20 protein-coding genes are annotated in these 15357 nt (G+C 56.9%); 11 read left to right on the top strand and 9 right to left on the bottom strand.

What is annotated here, in order from left to right; genetic code table 11:
- Positions 1–247: 247 nt before the first annotated feature.
- On the bottom strand, positions 248–625 hold the full coding sequence (locus ACYJRZ_RS01305; RefSeq protein WP_015340769.1) for a VOC family protein: 378 nt from the start codon (positions 623–625) through the stop codon (positions 248–250).
- A 355-nt stretch (positions 626–980) separates the two neighbouring features.
- On the opposite strand from ACYJRZ_RS01305, the gene ACYJRZ_RS01310 reads away from it, so the two are divergent.
- Together ACYJRZ_RS01310 and ACYJRZ_RS01315 are read left to right on the top strand one after the other, a co-directional pair.
- Positions 981–1373 carry a YciI family protein gene (locus ACYJRZ_RS01310; protein ID WP_459455330.1) on the top strand — a complete coding sequence of 131 codons (393 nt, stop codon included), beginning with the start codon at positions 981–983 and terminating at the stop codon, positions 1371–1373.
- A gap of 31 nt (positions 1374–1404) precedes the next feature.
- Positions 1405–2676, top strand: a complete 1272-nt coding sequence (locus ACYJRZ_RS01315) for an RNA polymerase sigma factor (RefSeq protein WP_459455332.1) — start codon at positions 1405–1407, stop codon at positions 2674–2676.
- Between the two features lie 32 nt (positions 2677–2708).
- Here the strand turns inward: ACYJRZ_RS01315 and ACYJRZ_RS01320 are convergent, their stop codons facing one another.
- Complete coding sequence (locus ACYJRZ_RS01320; protein WP_459455334.1) at positions 2709–4109, bottom strand: MFS transporter; 1401 nt, start codon at positions 4107–4109, stop codon at positions 2709–2711.
- A 120-nt stretch (positions 4110–4229) separates the two neighbouring features.
- Between ACYJRZ_RS01320 and ACYJRZ_RS01325 the strand changes: the two genes are divergently transcribed.
- The gene (locus tag ACYJRZ_RS01325) at positions 4230–5225 is read left to right on the top strand and encodes a LysR family transcriptional regulator (protein ID WP_459455336.1); all 996 of its coding nucleotides are present in this window, start codon (positions 4230–4232) and stop codon (positions 5223–5225) included.
- A gap of 19 nt (positions 5226–5244) precedes the next feature.
- A complete protein-coding gene (locus ACYJRZ_RS01330; RefSeq protein ID WP_459455338.1) occupies positions 5245–5763 on the top strand; it encodes a GNAT family N-acetyltransferase in 519 nt (172 codons plus the stop codon).
- Here ACYJRZ_RS01330 and ACYJRZ_RS01335 read toward each other — a convergent pair.
- Positions 5760–6221, bottom strand: coding sequence for a cupin domain-containing protein (locus ACYJRZ_RS01335; RefSeq protein ID WP_459455340.1), 462 nt, complete (start codon positions 6219–6221; stop codon positions 5760–5762). The two genes, ACYJRZ_RS01330 and ACYJRZ_RS01335, sit on opposite strands and share 4 nt — an antisense overlap.
- Before the next feature lie 373 nt (positions 6222–6594).
- On the opposite strand from ACYJRZ_RS01335, the gene ACYJRZ_RS01340 reads away from it, so the two are divergent.
- The 5 genes from ACYJRZ_RS01340 to ACYJRZ_RS01360 all read left to right on the top strand — a co-directional run bounded on the left by ACYJRZ_RS01340 (position 6595) and on the right by ACYJRZ_RS01360 (position 12306).
- Positions 6595–7695 carry a porin gene (locus ACYJRZ_RS01340; protein ID WP_459455342.1) on the top strand — a complete coding sequence of 367 codons (1101 nt, stop codon included), beginning with the start codon at positions 6595–6597 and terminating at the stop codon, positions 7693–7695.
- Positions 7696–7986: 291 nt separating this feature from the next.
- Positions 7987–8298 carry a hypothetical protein gene (locus ACYJRZ_RS01345; RefSeq protein WP_459455344.1) on the top strand — a complete coding sequence of 104 codons (312 nt, stop codon included), beginning with the start codon at positions 7987–7989 and terminating at the stop codon, positions 8296–8298.
- Positions 8299–8916: 618 nt separating this feature from the next.
- Positions 8917–10152, top strand: coding sequence for a tyrosine-type recombinase/integrase (locus ACYJRZ_RS01350; RefSeq protein ID WP_459455346.1), 1236 nt, complete (start codon positions 8917–8919; stop codon positions 10150–10152).
- A 191-nt stretch (positions 10153–10343) separates the two neighbouring features.
- Positions 10344–11348: a DGQHR domain-containing protein gene (locus ACYJRZ_RS01355; RefSeq protein WP_459455348.1), complete on the top strand. Its 1005-nt coding sequence runs from the start codon at positions 10344–10346 to the stop codon at positions 11346–11348.
- Positions 11349–11352: 4 nt separating this feature from the next.
- Positions 11353–12306: a hypothetical protein gene (locus ACYJRZ_RS01360; RefSeq protein ID WP_459455350.1), complete on the top strand. Its 954-nt coding sequence runs from the start codon at positions 11353–11355 to the stop codon at positions 12304–12306.
- Between the two features lie 88 nt (positions 12307–12394).
- Here the strand turns inward: ACYJRZ_RS01360 and ACYJRZ_RS01365 are convergent, their stop codons facing one another.
- From ACYJRZ_RS01365 to ACYJRZ_RS01385, 5 genes are all read right to left on the bottom strand, one after another.
- Complete coding sequence (locus tag ACYJRZ_RS01365; protein ID WP_459455352.1) at positions 12395–12655, bottom strand: hypothetical protein; 261 nt, start codon at positions 12653–12655, stop codon at positions 12395–12397.
- Position 12656: 1 nt separating this feature from the next.
- A complete protein-coding gene (locus ACYJRZ_RS01370; protein WP_459455354.1) occupies positions 12657–12836 on the bottom strand; it encodes a hypothetical protein in 180 nt (59 codons plus the stop codon).
- 6 nt (positions 12837–12842) lie between these two features.
- Entirely contained in the window at positions 12843–13181 is a 339-nt protein-coding gene (locus ACYJRZ_RS01375; protein ID WP_459455356.1) for a hypothetical protein, read from the bottom strand.
- 12 nt (positions 13182–13193) lie between these two features.
- Positions 13194–13334: a hypothetical protein gene (locus tag ACYJRZ_RS01380; protein WP_459455358.1), complete on the bottom strand. Its 141-nt coding sequence runs from the start codon at positions 13332–13334 to the stop codon at positions 13194–13196.
- Between the two features lie 66 nt (positions 13335–13400).
- Positions 13401–13565: a hypothetical protein gene (locus tag ACYJRZ_RS01385; RefSeq protein ID WP_162718388.1), complete on the bottom strand. Its 165-nt coding sequence runs from the start codon at positions 13563–13565 to the stop codon at positions 13401–13403.
- Positions 13566–13864: 299 nt separating this feature from the next.
- Between ACYJRZ_RS01385 and ACYJRZ_RS01390 the strand changes: the two genes are divergently transcribed.
- Complete coding sequence (locus tag ACYJRZ_RS01390) at positions 13865–14131, top strand: hypothetical protein (protein WP_459455359.1); 267 nt, start codon at positions 13865–13867, stop codon at positions 14129–14131.
- Here ACYJRZ_RS01390 and ACYJRZ_RS01395 read toward each other — a convergent pair.
- Entirely contained in the window at positions 14116–14856 is a 741-nt protein-coding gene (locus tag ACYJRZ_RS01395; protein WP_459455361.1) for a S24 family peptidase, read from the bottom strand. The genes ACYJRZ_RS01390 and ACYJRZ_RS01395 overlap by 16 nt on opposite strands.
- Here ACYJRZ_RS01395 and ACYJRZ_RS01400 point away from each other — a divergent pair.
- Positions 14842–15192: a hypothetical protein gene (locus tag ACYJRZ_RS01400; protein WP_459455363.1), complete on the top strand. Its 351-nt coding sequence runs from the start codon at positions 14842–14844 to the stop codon at positions 15190–15192. The two genes, ACYJRZ_RS01395 and ACYJRZ_RS01400, sit on opposite strands and share 15 nt — an antisense overlap.
- Positions 15193–15357 lie beyond the last annotated feature (165 nt).

Consider the following 15357-nt stretch of genomic DNA (forward strand, 5'->3'; position numbering starts at 1 on the left):
CGTTTTGTGGAAGCAATGGAGTTGTCGCACATCTAAAGGCTAGCCGCTGTCTATACACGTTCAAAATGAATGCCCGTCCGCATTGCGAAGGCGTCAGGAAACCGCAATCGGCGACTATTATGACAGAAGCCTTAAGGCAGTCTGAAGGTCAATGATCGGCAAAGTCTGGCGTGGCCCTCCGACCGCGGGATCGTTTGCTGCCCCGCAGCACAAAGTGTTCGCGTTTCCCTTTGTCCCGCGCGGCGGTCTATTCGCCTGTCTTGAAATAAGCTTCGAGCCGGTAGCCGTCGGGATCGATGACGAAGGCGGCGTAGTAGAATTGGCTATAGTCCGGCCTTATGCCCGGCTTACCGTTATCTTCGCCGCCATTGGCGATGCCTGCAGCATAGAAGGCGTCGACGGCTGCCTGACTCGGGGCTACGAAACAGAAATGCAGCCCGGAGCCGCGATCGGCCGGTACGGGTCGTTCCACTTCGCTTACCCAGAATTGCGCTCGCTCCGCGCCATATCCGACCGTGCCATCGAAGTTGGTGACGCGCTCATAGCCAAGAGGAGAAAGCGCCGCATCATAAAATTTCTGCGCCCGCGCCAGATCTTTGACGCCGATCGAAATATGGTCGAACATGAAAACAAGCTCCTGCCGTGTTGTCTGCGCAACCTGCGAGAGGCCCGCCCCTGGAGAAGCGCCGGCTTTCGGAAGTCCGCGGATCGATTTCGTCTCACCTTCTTGCAACGATCATGGGAAGTCAACAAAACGAGGGGAGGTATCCGCTGGTCGCCTGATCCGGCTGATTCATTTATAAAGCGGTCGGGTGCTACCGCTGAGGTAAACGGATCGGGTGTCGAATTTACCGCTGTGCGGCTGCGATCTGAATTTTTTAGGAACGACTGTCGATTTCCAAAGAGCTGCTTCGTCGTCAATATGAGCGGGTTTGTTGAGCGGCAATGGTGCCGGCCCTCGCTTTCGGAGGACACTTCTCATGCGTTTTATGTCTATCGTCACCTCTAGCGACCACATGCATCCGACGCCGGAGCTGTTAGAAGCCATGAACAAGCTCGCCGATCGGGAAATCAAGGCCGGCCGCATGATCGATACGGCAGGGCTGATGCCGCTTGCGACTGGCGCTCGCGTCACGATCAAGGATGGCAAATTGAGCGTGGTCGACGGTCCCTTCGTCGAGGCCAAAGAGGTCGTCGGCGGTTATGCCATCTTCGAACTGCAGAGCAAGGAAGAGGCAGTGGCGCTGGCGGTCGAGTTCATGCAATTGCACAAGGATTTCATGCCCGGCTGGGAAGGCACATGTGAGGTGCGCGCCTACTTCGAGCCAAATGCCGAGGGTGTGTGCGACCCGCTCGCCGAAGCAAGGGCATGATGCTTGCGATCTGTCATCGAGGCAGGCGGTCTTGACGGCCGCCGGCGCCTATCAAGCGATCCTGGCCGTGTGGCGGATCGAGCAGCCGCGGCTGATCACCAGCCTTGCGCGGTTGCTGCGCGACGTGCCGCTGGCTGAAGATCTGACCCAGGAGGCGTTGATCGTCGCTTTGGAGCGATGGCCGATGACGGGCATCCCCGAGCGGCCCGGCGCATGGCTTATGACCACGGCTAAGCGCCGGGCGCTGGACCACTTGCGGCGGCGTCGGATGCTGGACCAGAAACACGAGATGATCGTTCGAGAGATGGAGGAGGACGAGCAGATCATGCCCGATCTAGACACTGCTCTCGATGACGATATCGGCGATGAGATGTTACGCTTGATCTTCACAGCATGCCATCCGCTGATCTCGCGCGAGGCGCGGGTGGCTCTTGCCCTGCGGATGATTTGCGGCCTGACGACCGAGGAAATCGCCAGGGCGTTTCTGGTGTCGGAGGCAACGATCGCCCAGCGCATCGTCCGCGCCAAGAAGACCTTGTCGCACTCCGGGCTTTGCTATGAGACACCGCATGGCGAGGAGCTGTCCCAGCGCCTCGCCTCGGTGCTGGAGGTGGTCTATCTGATCTTCAACGAGGGATATACGGCCGCGCGCGGCGAGAATTGGATGCGGCTGCAATTGTGCAGTGAGGCGTTGCGGCTCGGGCGAATATTGACGTCCGTGGCACCGCAGGAGCCGGAGGCACATGCATTGCTGGCCCTGATGGAGCTGAACGGATCTCGTGCGGCGGCCAGGACGGATGCCGACGGCAATCCGATTCTGCTGCTCGAGCAAAATCGCGGCCGCTGGGATCGGCTGCAGATCCAACGCGGCCTGAAAGCGCTGATGCGGGTGCACGAACTCGGCGGTGCCGGTGGAGTTTATGCCTTGCAAGCCGCGATCGTCGCCTGTCACGCGAGAGCGAGAGCGGCCGATGAAACCGATTGGAGGCGGATTGCCGATCTCTACGCGGAGCTTGCCTTGCTTGTTCCTTCCCCGATCATCGAACTCAATCGCGCCGTCGCCGTCGGCATGGCCGTAGGTCCCGGCGCGGCGCTTGATATTATCGAAGGCCTCCGCAATGAGCCTGCATTGAAGGATTATCACCTTCTGCCGAGCGTTCGCGGCGATCTTCTTTACAAGCTTGGCCGATATGATGAAGCGCGGCAAGCCTTCGAGACGGCAGCCGCGCTTGCTGAAAATCAGAGGGAGCGTGAGCTCCTGCTGCGCCGCGGCGCCGAAGCTACCGGTGCGCAGAGGGAGTGACCCGCCGATCAAGCGGGCCATCTTGCTTCGAATTATTCCGCCGCCTGATAATTTGCGGCTCTGGCGGCGGACGAACGCGGGCCAACGGCCGCGAGCAGCGTGATCACTGCAGCGAGGATCGTCACGAAACCTATACCGGCAATATAGGGATTCCAGCCGAAGCTCGGAGCCGCGCTGAAGACGGCTGATGCCGCCGCCAAAATGATGCCGCCGCCGATCTGGAAGGAGGCAAACAGCATGCCCGAAGCCAGACCGGATTCATCGTCGCCGACGTCGGAGAGGGCCGCGACTTGGATCGACGGATAGGTCATGGCGTAGCCGACGCCGAGCAGCAACTGCGAGATGGCGACAAGCACCATCGTATCGATATGCCCGGCCGACAGCACCCAGAAGAGATAGCTGATCGCCTGCAATCCCACGCCGAAGGTCATCAGTAGGGTCGTACCACGGTTCTGGCCTATCGTTGCAAAGCGCGGCGCGAGGAACATGACGCAGGTGCCGCCGATGGCGAAGGCGAAGCCGGTGGCAAAGGCCGACCAGCCCACGACGGTTTGGTAGTAGAGCGTCGCAATGAACTGGAAGCCGACATAGGCTCCCTGGTACAGCGCGGCGACGGCATTGGCATGGCTGAGCTTGGTGCGGCGGAACATGGCAAGCGGCACCATCGGATCGTGATGGCGCGATTCCACGATCAGGAACAGCACGACCAGGATCAGTGCGGCGAGGAGCGATCCCCATGTCGCGAAGGCCTGCCAGCCATCGGCGGCGGCATTGGTGACGCCGAAGACGAAGAGTAGCAGGCCGGGGGTGATCGTCAGGGCGCCGACCCAGTCGAAGCGGGCGCGAGGGCCGCTCCGCTTGTGGTCCGCTGGCAGGACGAGCGGGGCGACGATCAGCGCCAGGATGGCGATGGGAGCACCCATGACGAGGGTCGCGCGCCAGCTGATGAGGGTTGCCGCTCCACCCAGCACCATGCCGAGCACGAAGCCGGCAGCACCGGTGGAGGAGAAGACGCCAAGCGCCTTGGCGCGGGCGTTGCCTTCTCCAAAGACGGAGAGAAGAAGGGCCAGCGCCGCCGGCGCGGTGAAGGCGGCGGCAATGCCCTTGATCAGGCGGGCGGCGATCAGGGTCGGGGCGCTATCGACAAAACCGCCGGCGATGCTGGCGGCGGCGAAGACGCCGAGCGACCAAAGGAAGACGCGGCGGTGGCCGAAGAGATCAGCAACACGCCCGCCGAGCAGCAGGAAGCCGCCATAGCCGAGCACATAGGCGCTGACGGCCCATTGCAGAGAGGTCGCCTGCATGCCGAGCTCTTTCTGGATTGCGGGCAGGGCCACGCCGATGGTGGAGACGTCCATGGCGTCGAGGAAATTGGCGGCGCATAGCAGCAGCAACGCCAATCCCGCCCCGGTTCGGGTTTGGGAAGAAGTCATCGGGATCGTTCCTTTCTAGGCTGCCATTTCTTGGGAGGTTGAAAGCGGCAGGGAACGAGAAAATGTACATCTTCAAACCCTATTGCAAATTGATAGTAACCATGTCAGGTATTACTCATAATGATGAATGATGCCACGCTTCGAAAGATCGATCTCAATCTGCTGCTCGCCTTCTCCGTGCTGATGCAGGAGCGGAATGTGAGCCGCGCGGCCGAGCGGCTGCTGCTTGGTCAGCCTGGTCTTTCTGCTGCGCTGCGCCGCCTGCGCGAGACGCTGGATGATGAATTGTTCGTGCGCGTCGGGCGTGGCTTGCAGCCCACGCCGCGGGCGCTGGCGATTGCGCCGGCAATCGAGGATGCGCTCTCCGGCATCGAGCGCGCCATCCGCCCTCCGGCAGCCTTCGATCCGGAAAACTGGCATGGCGAGTTCCGCATCGGGCTCTGCGACAACCTTGAATCCTCATTCTTCGGGCCGCTGGCAGCGCGGCTGCGCCGGCTCGCGCCGAATGCCCGGCTGACCAGCATTGCCTTCGACCGGCGGGATGCCGTGCGCCTGTTGGACGAGGGCGCCATTGAATTCAGCATCTCCGTGCATGACGAACCGGCCTCCTGGCATATTCGCGCGCCGCTGTTCCAACAGGCGTCGCTCTGCATCTACGATGGCCGGCATCTCAAATGCGCGACGCCGCTGAGCCTGAAGCAATTCGCCAGCGCGCCGCACGTGACCGTTTCTGTTGAGGGCGCCATATCCACGGGCGTCGACGTCGCTCTCGCGCGCCTCGGCCATCGCCGGCAAGTGGTGGCGACCGTTCCCCGCTTTTCTGCCTTGCCGGCGACGCTGCAAGCCATCCCAGCCATTGCGACGGTTCCCGAGGCGATTGCCCGCTGCATGGCGCAATTGCACGACCTGACGATTTCGAAGCCGCCGTTCGAGCTGCCGGCCGATCCGGTGACGATGCTCTATCGCCGCGTCGATCAGGCCGATAGCCGTTCGGTATGGTTCCGCCGCCTTTTCGTCGAGGTTGTCAAGGAAGCGCTCGAGGCCAGCGGGTGCCGCATGGGCGTTTCCATGGATGCCTGCTGCTACGATCCGCCTGAACTCGCGGAAGCTGTTTGACCCTTCGAGCGGAGGCACCATGATCCGGCACACCTCTCGCCTTTCCCTGCGCATGCCGGAAGAGCGGGACATTGGCTTCCTCACAGCCCTGTTCTTGCGGCCCGAATTGGTCGCCCATAGGCCTGATCCCAGACCGGATTCTCCCCAAGAGAGTGTTCGGCGTCTGGCTCGTGACAAGGCACATTGGCGGCTGCATGGTTTCGGGCGTTGGGCAATCGAAGCGCAGGGACGGCTGATCGGTTTCGGGGGCGTTACCGTTTCCACCGAATTCGAGGGGCTCAATCTCTCCTATCATCTACATCCTGATCATTGGGGAAACGGCTATGCGACCGAGTTGGTGAGGGAGGCGCTGGCTTTCGCCCATAACGATCTGCAGGCGAAGCGCGTTATTGGGCTTGTACGCCCCGTCAATCTCGCCTCCCGGCGCGTGCTGGAAAAATGTGGATTCCATTTCGAGCGTGAAGTCATGCTGCACGGAGCGCCGACGCATCTCCTGTCCTATAGGCTGGCCGCGGCTAATATCGACGAGCCGACTTAGCCATCCGGATAGGGCATGCCGTCCTTGTGCACGAAGCGTCCGTCGGTGCTGGAGCTCATCATATCGACATCGGAGCAGGTGATGAGGTCGGTCGGAGAGCGCGTTCCGGCCTCGAGATAAACAGCTGTCGTAGCGGATTTGTTGATCATATGATGGCCGTTTCCCGAGCCTTTCGGGAAGGCGGCGCAATCGCCAGCGCGTAAGACGGTTTCACCATCATCCTCGATCAGCGTCAGTTCGCCCTCCAGCACATAGACGAACTCATCCTCCTCCGAATGCCAGTGCCGCTGGCTCGACCAATTGCCCGGTGGCAGGCGCATAAGGTTGATGCCGAAATCCTTGAGGCCGCCTGCATCACCCAGCCGCCGGCGTATGCGCTCGGCGCAGGGTTCGTTGAACGGAGCGGGATAACGCGTGCCCTTGATTTCAGGTATGGCTGCAATATCGATCTTCGGCATGACGATCCTGCCTGCGATTTGCGATGAATGTATGTGCTGCTTGTCGTTTGAAGTCTAGCAAGACTTATTGCTGTCAGTCCAGCGATGTGTCTCGCGGCAGCGTGGTAGTTGAGGCTTAGCTGCCCGACTTTGTCACCTAGTTGTCACTTGGTTGTCATCCTTCATGCGCGAGTGCGTCGTTTGAGCAACACGCCATAGGTAGCTGCTGTCACATATGTCGGGGGCCTGCTTAAATCCTTGTCATGGCGAAATAGTAAATGCAGCTTACTAATTGGAAGCGAAGCCTTGCGCTTCGAATTTGGCACTGGAACTTGATGTCGAGCGACCCCCAGGTTCGTCCATCGCGCAAGTTCATCTGACGGATGGAGTTACCATGAACATCAAGAGCTTGCTTATCGGTTCTGCCGCTGCCCTCTGCATCGTATCCGGCGCACATGCGGCCGATGCTATCGTTGCTGCGGAACCGGAGCCACTGGAATATGTCCGCATCTGCGACGCGTTCGGTGCGGGCTACTTCTTCATACCTGGCACGGAGACATGCTTGCGCGTCGGCGGCAAGGTCCGCACGGAAGGTCAGTGGAAGGATCCCTATAATCGTGCCAGCAACTTCGGCACCAAGTGGCATACCCGCGCCGAACTCAACCTCAATACCGCAACCGACACCGAATACGGTCCGTTGAAGACCGAGACCATCGTGCGTTGGGACTGGAACGATGGCGGCTCGACCGGCACCAACTTGCTTTGGGCTTATATTACTCTCGGCGGTTTCACTGTCGGTAAAACCGATTCTCAGTATAACCAGTTCATCGGCTACGCCGGCGACGTGATCCAGGACGACGTCATCTATGACGGTCCGTATGAACTGAACCAGCTCACCTACAACTACGACAGCGGCACTGGCTTCACGGGCGTCATCTCGCTCGAAGACAGCAATTCGGGAACGACGACCAGCGCCTATGGCGGTAGCTGGCAGCTCTCCAAGAGCGACCACTACGCTCCGAACGTTGTTGCCGGTCTCGGCTATAAAGCCGGCGCCTGGCAGTTCCGCGTGGTCGGCGGTTATGACTCCATCGTCGAAGAAGGTGCCATCAAGGCGCGTATCGATGCCGATTTCGGCGTCTTCTCTGCCTTCCTGATGGGCGGGTGGAATACCGACGGCGACAAGCTCAACCAATATGCCGGCTCGAACCAGAACGTCTCGGCCTGCACGACCTCCGACGGCGTCGTTCACGGCGCGGATTGCGGCTGGGGCGACTGGGCGGTCTGGGGCGGCGTCGGCGTTCCGATCAATGACAAGCTGAAGTGGAACGTTCAGCTCGCCTATACCGATTCCAAGATCTTCGAAGCGACCACGAACGTCAAATTCAACCCGGTCAAGAACCTTCTCGTCGAGCCGGAGTTTACTTACGTTCATTATGACCTACCGGGCGACGATACCTACTCGGGTATCCTGCGTTTCGAACGGACCTTCTGAGGTCTCTGGTCCAGGCTGATCTTCGCAGAAATGAGGCCCGGTTTTCACGTCGGGCCCCATCTGTCGTGACGGACGATTTCCAAGTCTCCGTTCGCGCCGCATCCTGCCGACAGGCACCATGCGGCGCATAGTGACCTCCAGCGCAATCGTACCCAAACGGGCGCCTGGGTCGCTCCTGGCAGTGGTCATACAGCCGATAAAGGGAAGTCGGCTCGCTGTCATAAATCCAATGCTAATCAACGACTATCTCATTTTCGATAGCGCCCTTTCAGCGCGACCAAAGGAAGCCCCATGAAGACGATCATGATACTTGCCGCAATTGGAATGTTTTCCACGAACGCGATGGCCATGTCGGCCTATAACTCCAAGTCGATGACCTGCGCAGCCGTGCATGAAAAGATGGCTCAGGAAGGGTCGATCGTGCTGAGATATCCCTCACACCATCCGGGCCTGATGATGTACAACCGAACCGTTTCGAATTCGATGGCCTGCCTGGGGCAAGGCGCCATGGTCAACGCCAGCGTGCCCACGAGCGACGACCCCAGCTGCAAGATCAAGACCTGCAGCTTCGCGACCGGCAAGGGGCCGAACAAGAACCATTGAGCCGGCATCGCAGAGCAATCAGCTCCTAAAGGAGCATCGCTGCGGTGGGGATTCCTGCTGCCGCAGCGCGATTGTGGTGTCCACTATTTTCCATGCCATCTGGTGCCGGGCCGCTCGATTTTCCGCTATTCCCAGGGCCACGTGGAAGTCGAAGTTTTCGATTCCGTCGCAGATAAATTGTTCTCGCATCGAGATTTTGATTTTGTCCTTCCAAATTCTTTCAATGTTTTTAGCCGAGAGAATCTAGCGTAGCTTCTCCGCGCGGATGTTGAAGCGCAGAGATCTCATTGGTTGAGCAGAGGAGATTGCTGTCAGGCCAGTGCAAGAACGACGTTATTGACGAGATCGGTGATGACGTCGTCGGCCTGAGATTGCTGGATAGTAAGTGGCAACCGTGAGAAAATGGCGCACCCGACAGGATTCGAACCTGTGACCTTTGGAATCGGAAGGCAAGCGTGAATGAATTTCTGCTGCTTCCTCTTGTTTTCTCCATTCTGATTTTGCTATCCAGATCAAGCGGTAAGCAGTTTCCGCAATTACAACGGTCTGGATCAAATTTTCCCTGATTTGCTTCCTGCTGCTTCCTATATGCTTCCTGTAACGGGTGGGGTTGCCAGCTTGGCGAAACTGACGAAGAGAAAGATAGACGCCCTTGAGGCGCGCGACAAAGACTATTTTGAGTGGGATGACGAGTTGTCGGGCTTCGGCGTGCGAGTCTGGCCGAGCGGTCGCAAGACGTATGTTGCGCAATATCGAGCGGGCAAGCAGACGCGCCGCTTCAAGATCGGCATCCACGGTCCATTGACCGTTGAGGAGGCTCGCAAGGAAGCAAAGGGTGTTTTAGGTGATGTCGCTCGTGGCGATGACCCGCAGCTTGACCGTTCGACGCGGCGCAAGGCACTAACGGTCAAAGAACTTTGCGAAATGTACTTCATGGCGGCTGATAAAGGGCTTGTGTTCGGCAAGCGCGGGAAGCCGAAAAAGTCGTCAACCTTGTATGTCGATAAGGGAAGGGCGAGCCGCCACGTTATCCCGCTCATTGGCAACCGGCTCGTGCAAGAACTGACAACGGCCGATGTTGTCAAAATGATGCGAGATGTGACGATGGGCAAGACTGCGGTAGATGAGAAAACGGGAAAGCTGCGGGGAAGGGCGGTTGTTAAAGGCGGGGCGGGAACCGCTTCGCAAGCGGTTACGCTTCTCAGCGCAATCCTCACCTATGCTGTTTCTGAGGGGATCATACCGACCAATCCTGCGCGTGGTATTAAAAAGCCTGCTGTCGGAAAGCGCACCCGCCGACTTAGCCCGAAGGATTATCGTGCGCTCGGCAAAGTCCTGGAAGCTGCGGATGATGAACTTTGGCAAGGCGTTGTCGGCACAAAACTGTTTCTGCTCACTGGATTCCGCTTGAGCGAAATTGCAGGATTGATGTGGTCTGAGGTTGATAGGGCCGGAAGTTGTTTCAGGCTTGATGATTCCAAAGAAGATGCTTCTATTCGTCCGGTTGGAACCGTCGTCTTTGATGTGCTTGAGGGTGTTTCGCGGCAAGGCGAAAATCCCTACGTGTTGCCTGGGCCGCGTAGCGAGAAGGGCTACTACACCGCCTTAGACGATGCGCTTGACCGACTGACAGCAAGAGCGGGTCTAGAAGGCGTGACATCGCACACGTTGCGACATTCTTATGCCAGCGTGGCGGGCGATCTCGGATTTACTGAGATCACTATTTCGGCGCTCCTGGGCCACGCCGCAGGCAACGTCACACAAAGATATGTGCATCACCTCGATAGTGTCTTGATCGCGGCGGCAGACACGGTTTCTGGCGAGGTTTTCAGAATGATGACAACCGATACTTGATGAAAGAATTCGTTCGTGCCCAGGGCCAGCATGCTTGTGCGATGCTCACCTAAACATATGGCACTACTAGTGGTCGTCAGAAGTTATGATAATGTTGCTTGAGTGTGATTTGCTTTCGTCTAAATACCCGCTACCGAAGTGGTCTATATCGACGAATTTCGAAGTGCAGCGTGTTTTAGGAGTAACTTATAGTGTCAGATGCGCCAAAAGTGGAAAAGGCCGATTTGGCTAATAAAAACCGCCTTCGGTATAGTGTCAGCCTTGTCACTCAAGGTAAACATCAATTCTATACTCTTACTGTTCCCAGTGCTGTTTTGGCTGCAACCTGCGCCGTGACGACGCGCAAAGAAGATCCGAAACTGGGATTTCAGCGAGAGTTGGATGAAAAGCGTGCACTGGAAATTGCCAACTACATAGATAATGATCTTGGAACAATTCCAAACTCGATAGTTTTGTCGGCTCAGCCCGCTGCCGATCTGAAGGTAGTCGGACGAGGGAAGACTATAGAATTTAATGATGTCCCAGGCGCTTTTCTTATTCTCGATGGACAACATCGCGTTTATGGCTTCTCAAAAGCCAATACATCTTTGCGAGTTCCCGTTGTTGTGTACAACGGCCTTTCCCGAAAGGATGAAACGCGTCTGTTTATTGATATAAATACAAAGCAACGTCCAGTGCCTGCGCAGCTGCTTCTGTCAATTAAACAGCTTGCTGAAATTGAAACGGAATCTGAAGAGGTGCTGCGGGATGTTTTTGACCATTTCGATCAGAACATCGATAGCAGCTTAGCGGGTTATATGTCGGCGGCGGAGGCCGCTCGTAATAAGATTACAAGAGTGACGTTCAATGCGGCCGTAAAGCCACTATTACCAATTTTTTCGGGCCGAGACGCCGACGATATATACCGGATATTGAATGCATATATTTCTGCAGTTTCGACTGAGCTTGCAAAGAAGACTGCGGCTCCATTACTAGCAAAGCCGGTGGTATTTCGAGCGTTTATGGGAATTTTTAGGTCGATCGCGCAGCGCGTTGTGGATCGTTACGACGCCCAATACTCCGCCGCGAATTTCCAGTCTTTGATTTCCCCACTCTTTATGAATCTGCCAATGAGGAAGCTCGAAGCTCCCGGCACTAGCTGGACTGCGCTACGCGATTATCTCGACAATCGACTGATTAGCAAGCTTACGCTGTAATCCAATGGCGGAACTGTTGCCTAGTCTTACAAGTGAGGCGCTTCCGCGACTCGGTCAGGAGCCGGCGGCATTAGGTGGCATAAAGTCGTATCTCGAATCGGCAGTTTATCAGATAGGGTTCCCGAGTTCTGCTGCGGGAGAGATTGAAATATATAATTTCAATAATTCCCAACTTGTGAAGTATATATCTTTTGATTTCGAAAGATTTTCGTTAGCTAGTCTTGAAACATTCCGTATTTACTCTATTGAATACAAGAACGTGAATCTTATTGGGTGGCCATTACTTAAGCTATATTACGCCGCCTTTTTCTCTGCCCATGCGATTATGAGATCGCAGGGCGCGGGTGTCGTAAACTTTGATGCGGATGACCTTCGAAACATCAATCGACTTATCCAAATTCATAATGTTAGCCACCCTGGCCTAACGGCAGGCACCTACGTTTACGAAATTGAACGCATCCCCAGACCGAAGCTCATCATTAAGCCGATGGCGGAAAAGGGTGGCGTGCACGAGGCGTTCTGGAAATGCTTCGCCAAATACCTCGAAGCAGCAGCAGGGGCCGCCGTCGCGCAAGGAAAGCCAGATGCCGCGCAATTCGTGGCCGGGGCGAAGGAGGTCGCTGATGCAATTCGAGTCGGCAGCAAGAGTTCTGTTTGGCTGTCCGCCATGCGAAATGAGATCAATTATCAACATAAACATGGCGTGTGGTACCCCATTAAAAAGGGAGACTACATACTAAAGACGCTGGGCGACTTTGGATTAGTTAGCTCGTCGAGCGTCCGCTTTGATTATTCAAAAGTGAATGAGCCATTAAACGCATTTGCCAGTACATCTAGATACCTCTCATGCTTGAATTATGAGATTGGAAACTACCTAGCCCAGCGATCGACATCGTCGCAGGGTTTCGGTGGCAAATGGCGGCGTATTAATGCTGCGATCGGCGGAAATGCAGCGTGATTGATTTCGGGCGGAGAGAGCTTTCAACGCGCATCTCGCTCCCATAAAGGACGGGATAGATGCGTGATGAGAGCTCGGATTCCGGCGTTCAATCCCGTTCCGACGTGGAGCGGACGGCTTTCGATAGGCGCTCCTCAACCCACTTGTCCAAGTCATGAATATGGTAAAGTGGAATTCGCCCACTGTATTGCATGGCCGGTCCGCCGCCTATAGTTGCCATTTTGGCAAGGGTAGAAACGGCAATGTCGATGCCATGTTTGGAGGCGAGATAATTCGGTACGTCGCTGCGGCGCAGACGCGGGCGTTGTGCGGGCATCGGATTACTGCTGTTTTTCTCGGTGGGCATCATTTTAGCGGTTTCCTTTTACAAAGCGGACGGTTTCGATGAAGCCAGGGCGCTGGCGACGAGCTCTCTGCTCGGCTTGCAGGGCGTTGGCGGCGGTGGTTGTGACGGTCGCGCCGCCGTAGAAGCGGACGCGAAAGAGTGAAGTTTTCCGGGTCGGGGTTTGATTGGCCTTCGGCAACGTCATTGCTGCTTAGGTCCCGCTCGTTCTGGGCGAAAAGAAACGACATGCGGTCGCTGTGGCCGGAATAGTTCGTTTCGCCTTATTGATGATTGGTTTGTTGCAGAGCGCATCCTTGCGCTGGCCGGGGCGGCTCCTGTGGCGCGCGGTAAAAGTGCCCGGTTCGATGGCGATGAGCTGGGTTTCGCCATTGACTTTCGCTTTCCTCCAAGCGTGCCAGAAAGTACATTGCCCACAGGTCGCGCCGCTCGGTCCCGTGCCCGCGATGTGGGCTTGTCCGATGTGCGTTGCGGCTATCGCCGTATGAGTGCCGTCGTCTTTGAGCTTTGGTGAAACCTCTATCGTGACCATGCTTCGCCTCGATCAAATCGGCAGAGCGATCGCCAGAACGGCGAGCGTCGTGGCTGCTGTGATGAGACCGATCGCAGCGCAGAGAACGCGCGTTTCCCGGGCAAGCGGGGGCAGGCTCGCGGGCGTCTCTGTCATTGGGGAAATGCGGAACATGATGTGATCTCCGTTCATCCGTTCGGGAAACCGGCCCGAAGGCCGGAAACCGGAGCGGATGTGAGATCAGGCGGCGCGCGCGGTTTCTGCGGCGCGCAGCATTTCCGCGGCCTCAGTCGCGTGTTTCGCGATTTCATCTTTTGTGAAACCCTCGGCTCGCAACTCGGCCTCGGTCATGCCGACGCCGCGTTCGCGTGCCAGATCAGCCATCTCTCTCGGAATATTGCGCATTGTTTTCTCCATCCGTGTTGTTGGTGCCCGAGCGGAGTGAACTCGCGTGAGAGTGCAGCCTTGCCCGGTTTTAATTACCGAGCCCGCATCCATCAGTCTCGGATGCGTTGAAATTCGCGATAAACGCAAAAAATGTCAAGCGCAGAATTAGCGATAATCGCGATTTTAGATTTTTGTCGGTGCGGCACGGATCGCGATTTCGCGCTTTCCGCACGAATTGCGAATCAAAAAGCGACTCGACATTGCCACCATAAGGTGCTTTGTTGGCGAGAACGGAATAAGAACAAACAGGAGAGAAAATGAAGAAGCCGCCGGTTAATCACCCCGATGCGATGCGGTTGATTATCGAGCTGTCGAGCCTCTATGTGGCGTGCGACGACTGCGGCCATTCTCGAAATCTCGGGCTGGAAAGCTTAAGGAAGGCGGCTGATTTAGGCGTGCACAACTACATGCAACTGTGTCGCAAGATCAGATGTAGCGAGTGCCCGAAGAGCCTTCCTGCCTTCCGCAATCTCACCATTCGGCCAACGTGGCGATGCGACGAGCTGCGTCACAGCATCGCGTGAAAAACAACCTTGTGGATGCTGAAAACCTTATCTATGGGAAATTCCAGCTCATGCGGTTCATCTGGAGCAGGGTTGTACTGGTAAAGTCTCAGGACGTGGGAGTTCTGGCTTTCGTATCGCTTGATGTAGCTGAACACCTCGCCGCTCTCATCGTCGCCAAGAATCTGCACAATTACGTCATCGCCTTTGCGGTAACGGGCGTTCGGGTTAACCCACGCCGTTTCGCCGTGAAAGAATCGTGGTTCGCCGGACGTGCCTTGCACCTGAACTGCATAAGCTCCCTCGACGCCTTCGAGGCCGGGTGGGCAGAAAACGCGCGCAATGTCCTGGCCATTCATTATGAACCGGCCATTTGCTCCCGCCGAAATCTGCCCGCGCAGAGGAATTGATGTGTCTCCGGGGAACGCATGCCACCGGGGCGGGAAGCTAGCGTTCGGCGAGGGGCGGGATTGAGCCGCAATCGTTGTTGATTGTCCCGCTGTGTCGGAAATCCAGCTTGCCATTTCCTCATAGCCGGGCGGCAATTCGTTGAAGAATTTTGCAATGCCTTGAAGCTCTTCTATTGCAATCCTGCGAGGTTCTTTTCCAGCCTCCAAATTTTTCATCCGCGTGACTTGTGTCGGACTGACGCCCAACGCGCGTGCGAGCGCCGTCGCAGTCCCATGGGGCGCGGCATCGAGCTTATTAGTCAACCAGAGTTTGATTTCATATTGGGGATCAAGCATGATTTAACTTTCGCGCAATCCGCAAAAAAGTCCATCGCGAAAAACGCCACGCAACGGTTGACAAAATATCGCGATAATCGCAAATATCGCGATATGAGCGAGAAGCATCTAGATCCGGCGAGGTCCGTCATAGCCAAAATTGGGATTGGCGAAGTGTCTGCCGTTACTGGCAAGCACATTTCGCGTGTTTACCGCTGGATGTATCCAAAGGATCGCGGCGGCACTGGTGGAATTATTCCGCAGCCCGATGCGTTGCGATTGCTCTCCCATGCGAGAGCCAACGGCCTCGATCTCAAGCCGGACGACTTCTTTTCGTTTACGGAGGTCGCAGAATGACCGGCCCTTTTTACCGTTCGCGCGGCCAATCCTCCCGGCCTGCTGCACCCCGCGCCGTGGCGCATTCTCAGCTGCCGCCCGGCGCGGGGATATCTCATTTTGCATGTGGGCCTCCGTAGCTTTGTAACGCCCTGAATTTCTCACCTTCGATCAATTCCCACCACG

The sequence above is a fragment of the Rhizobium sp. No.120 genome (assembly GCF_054558365.1).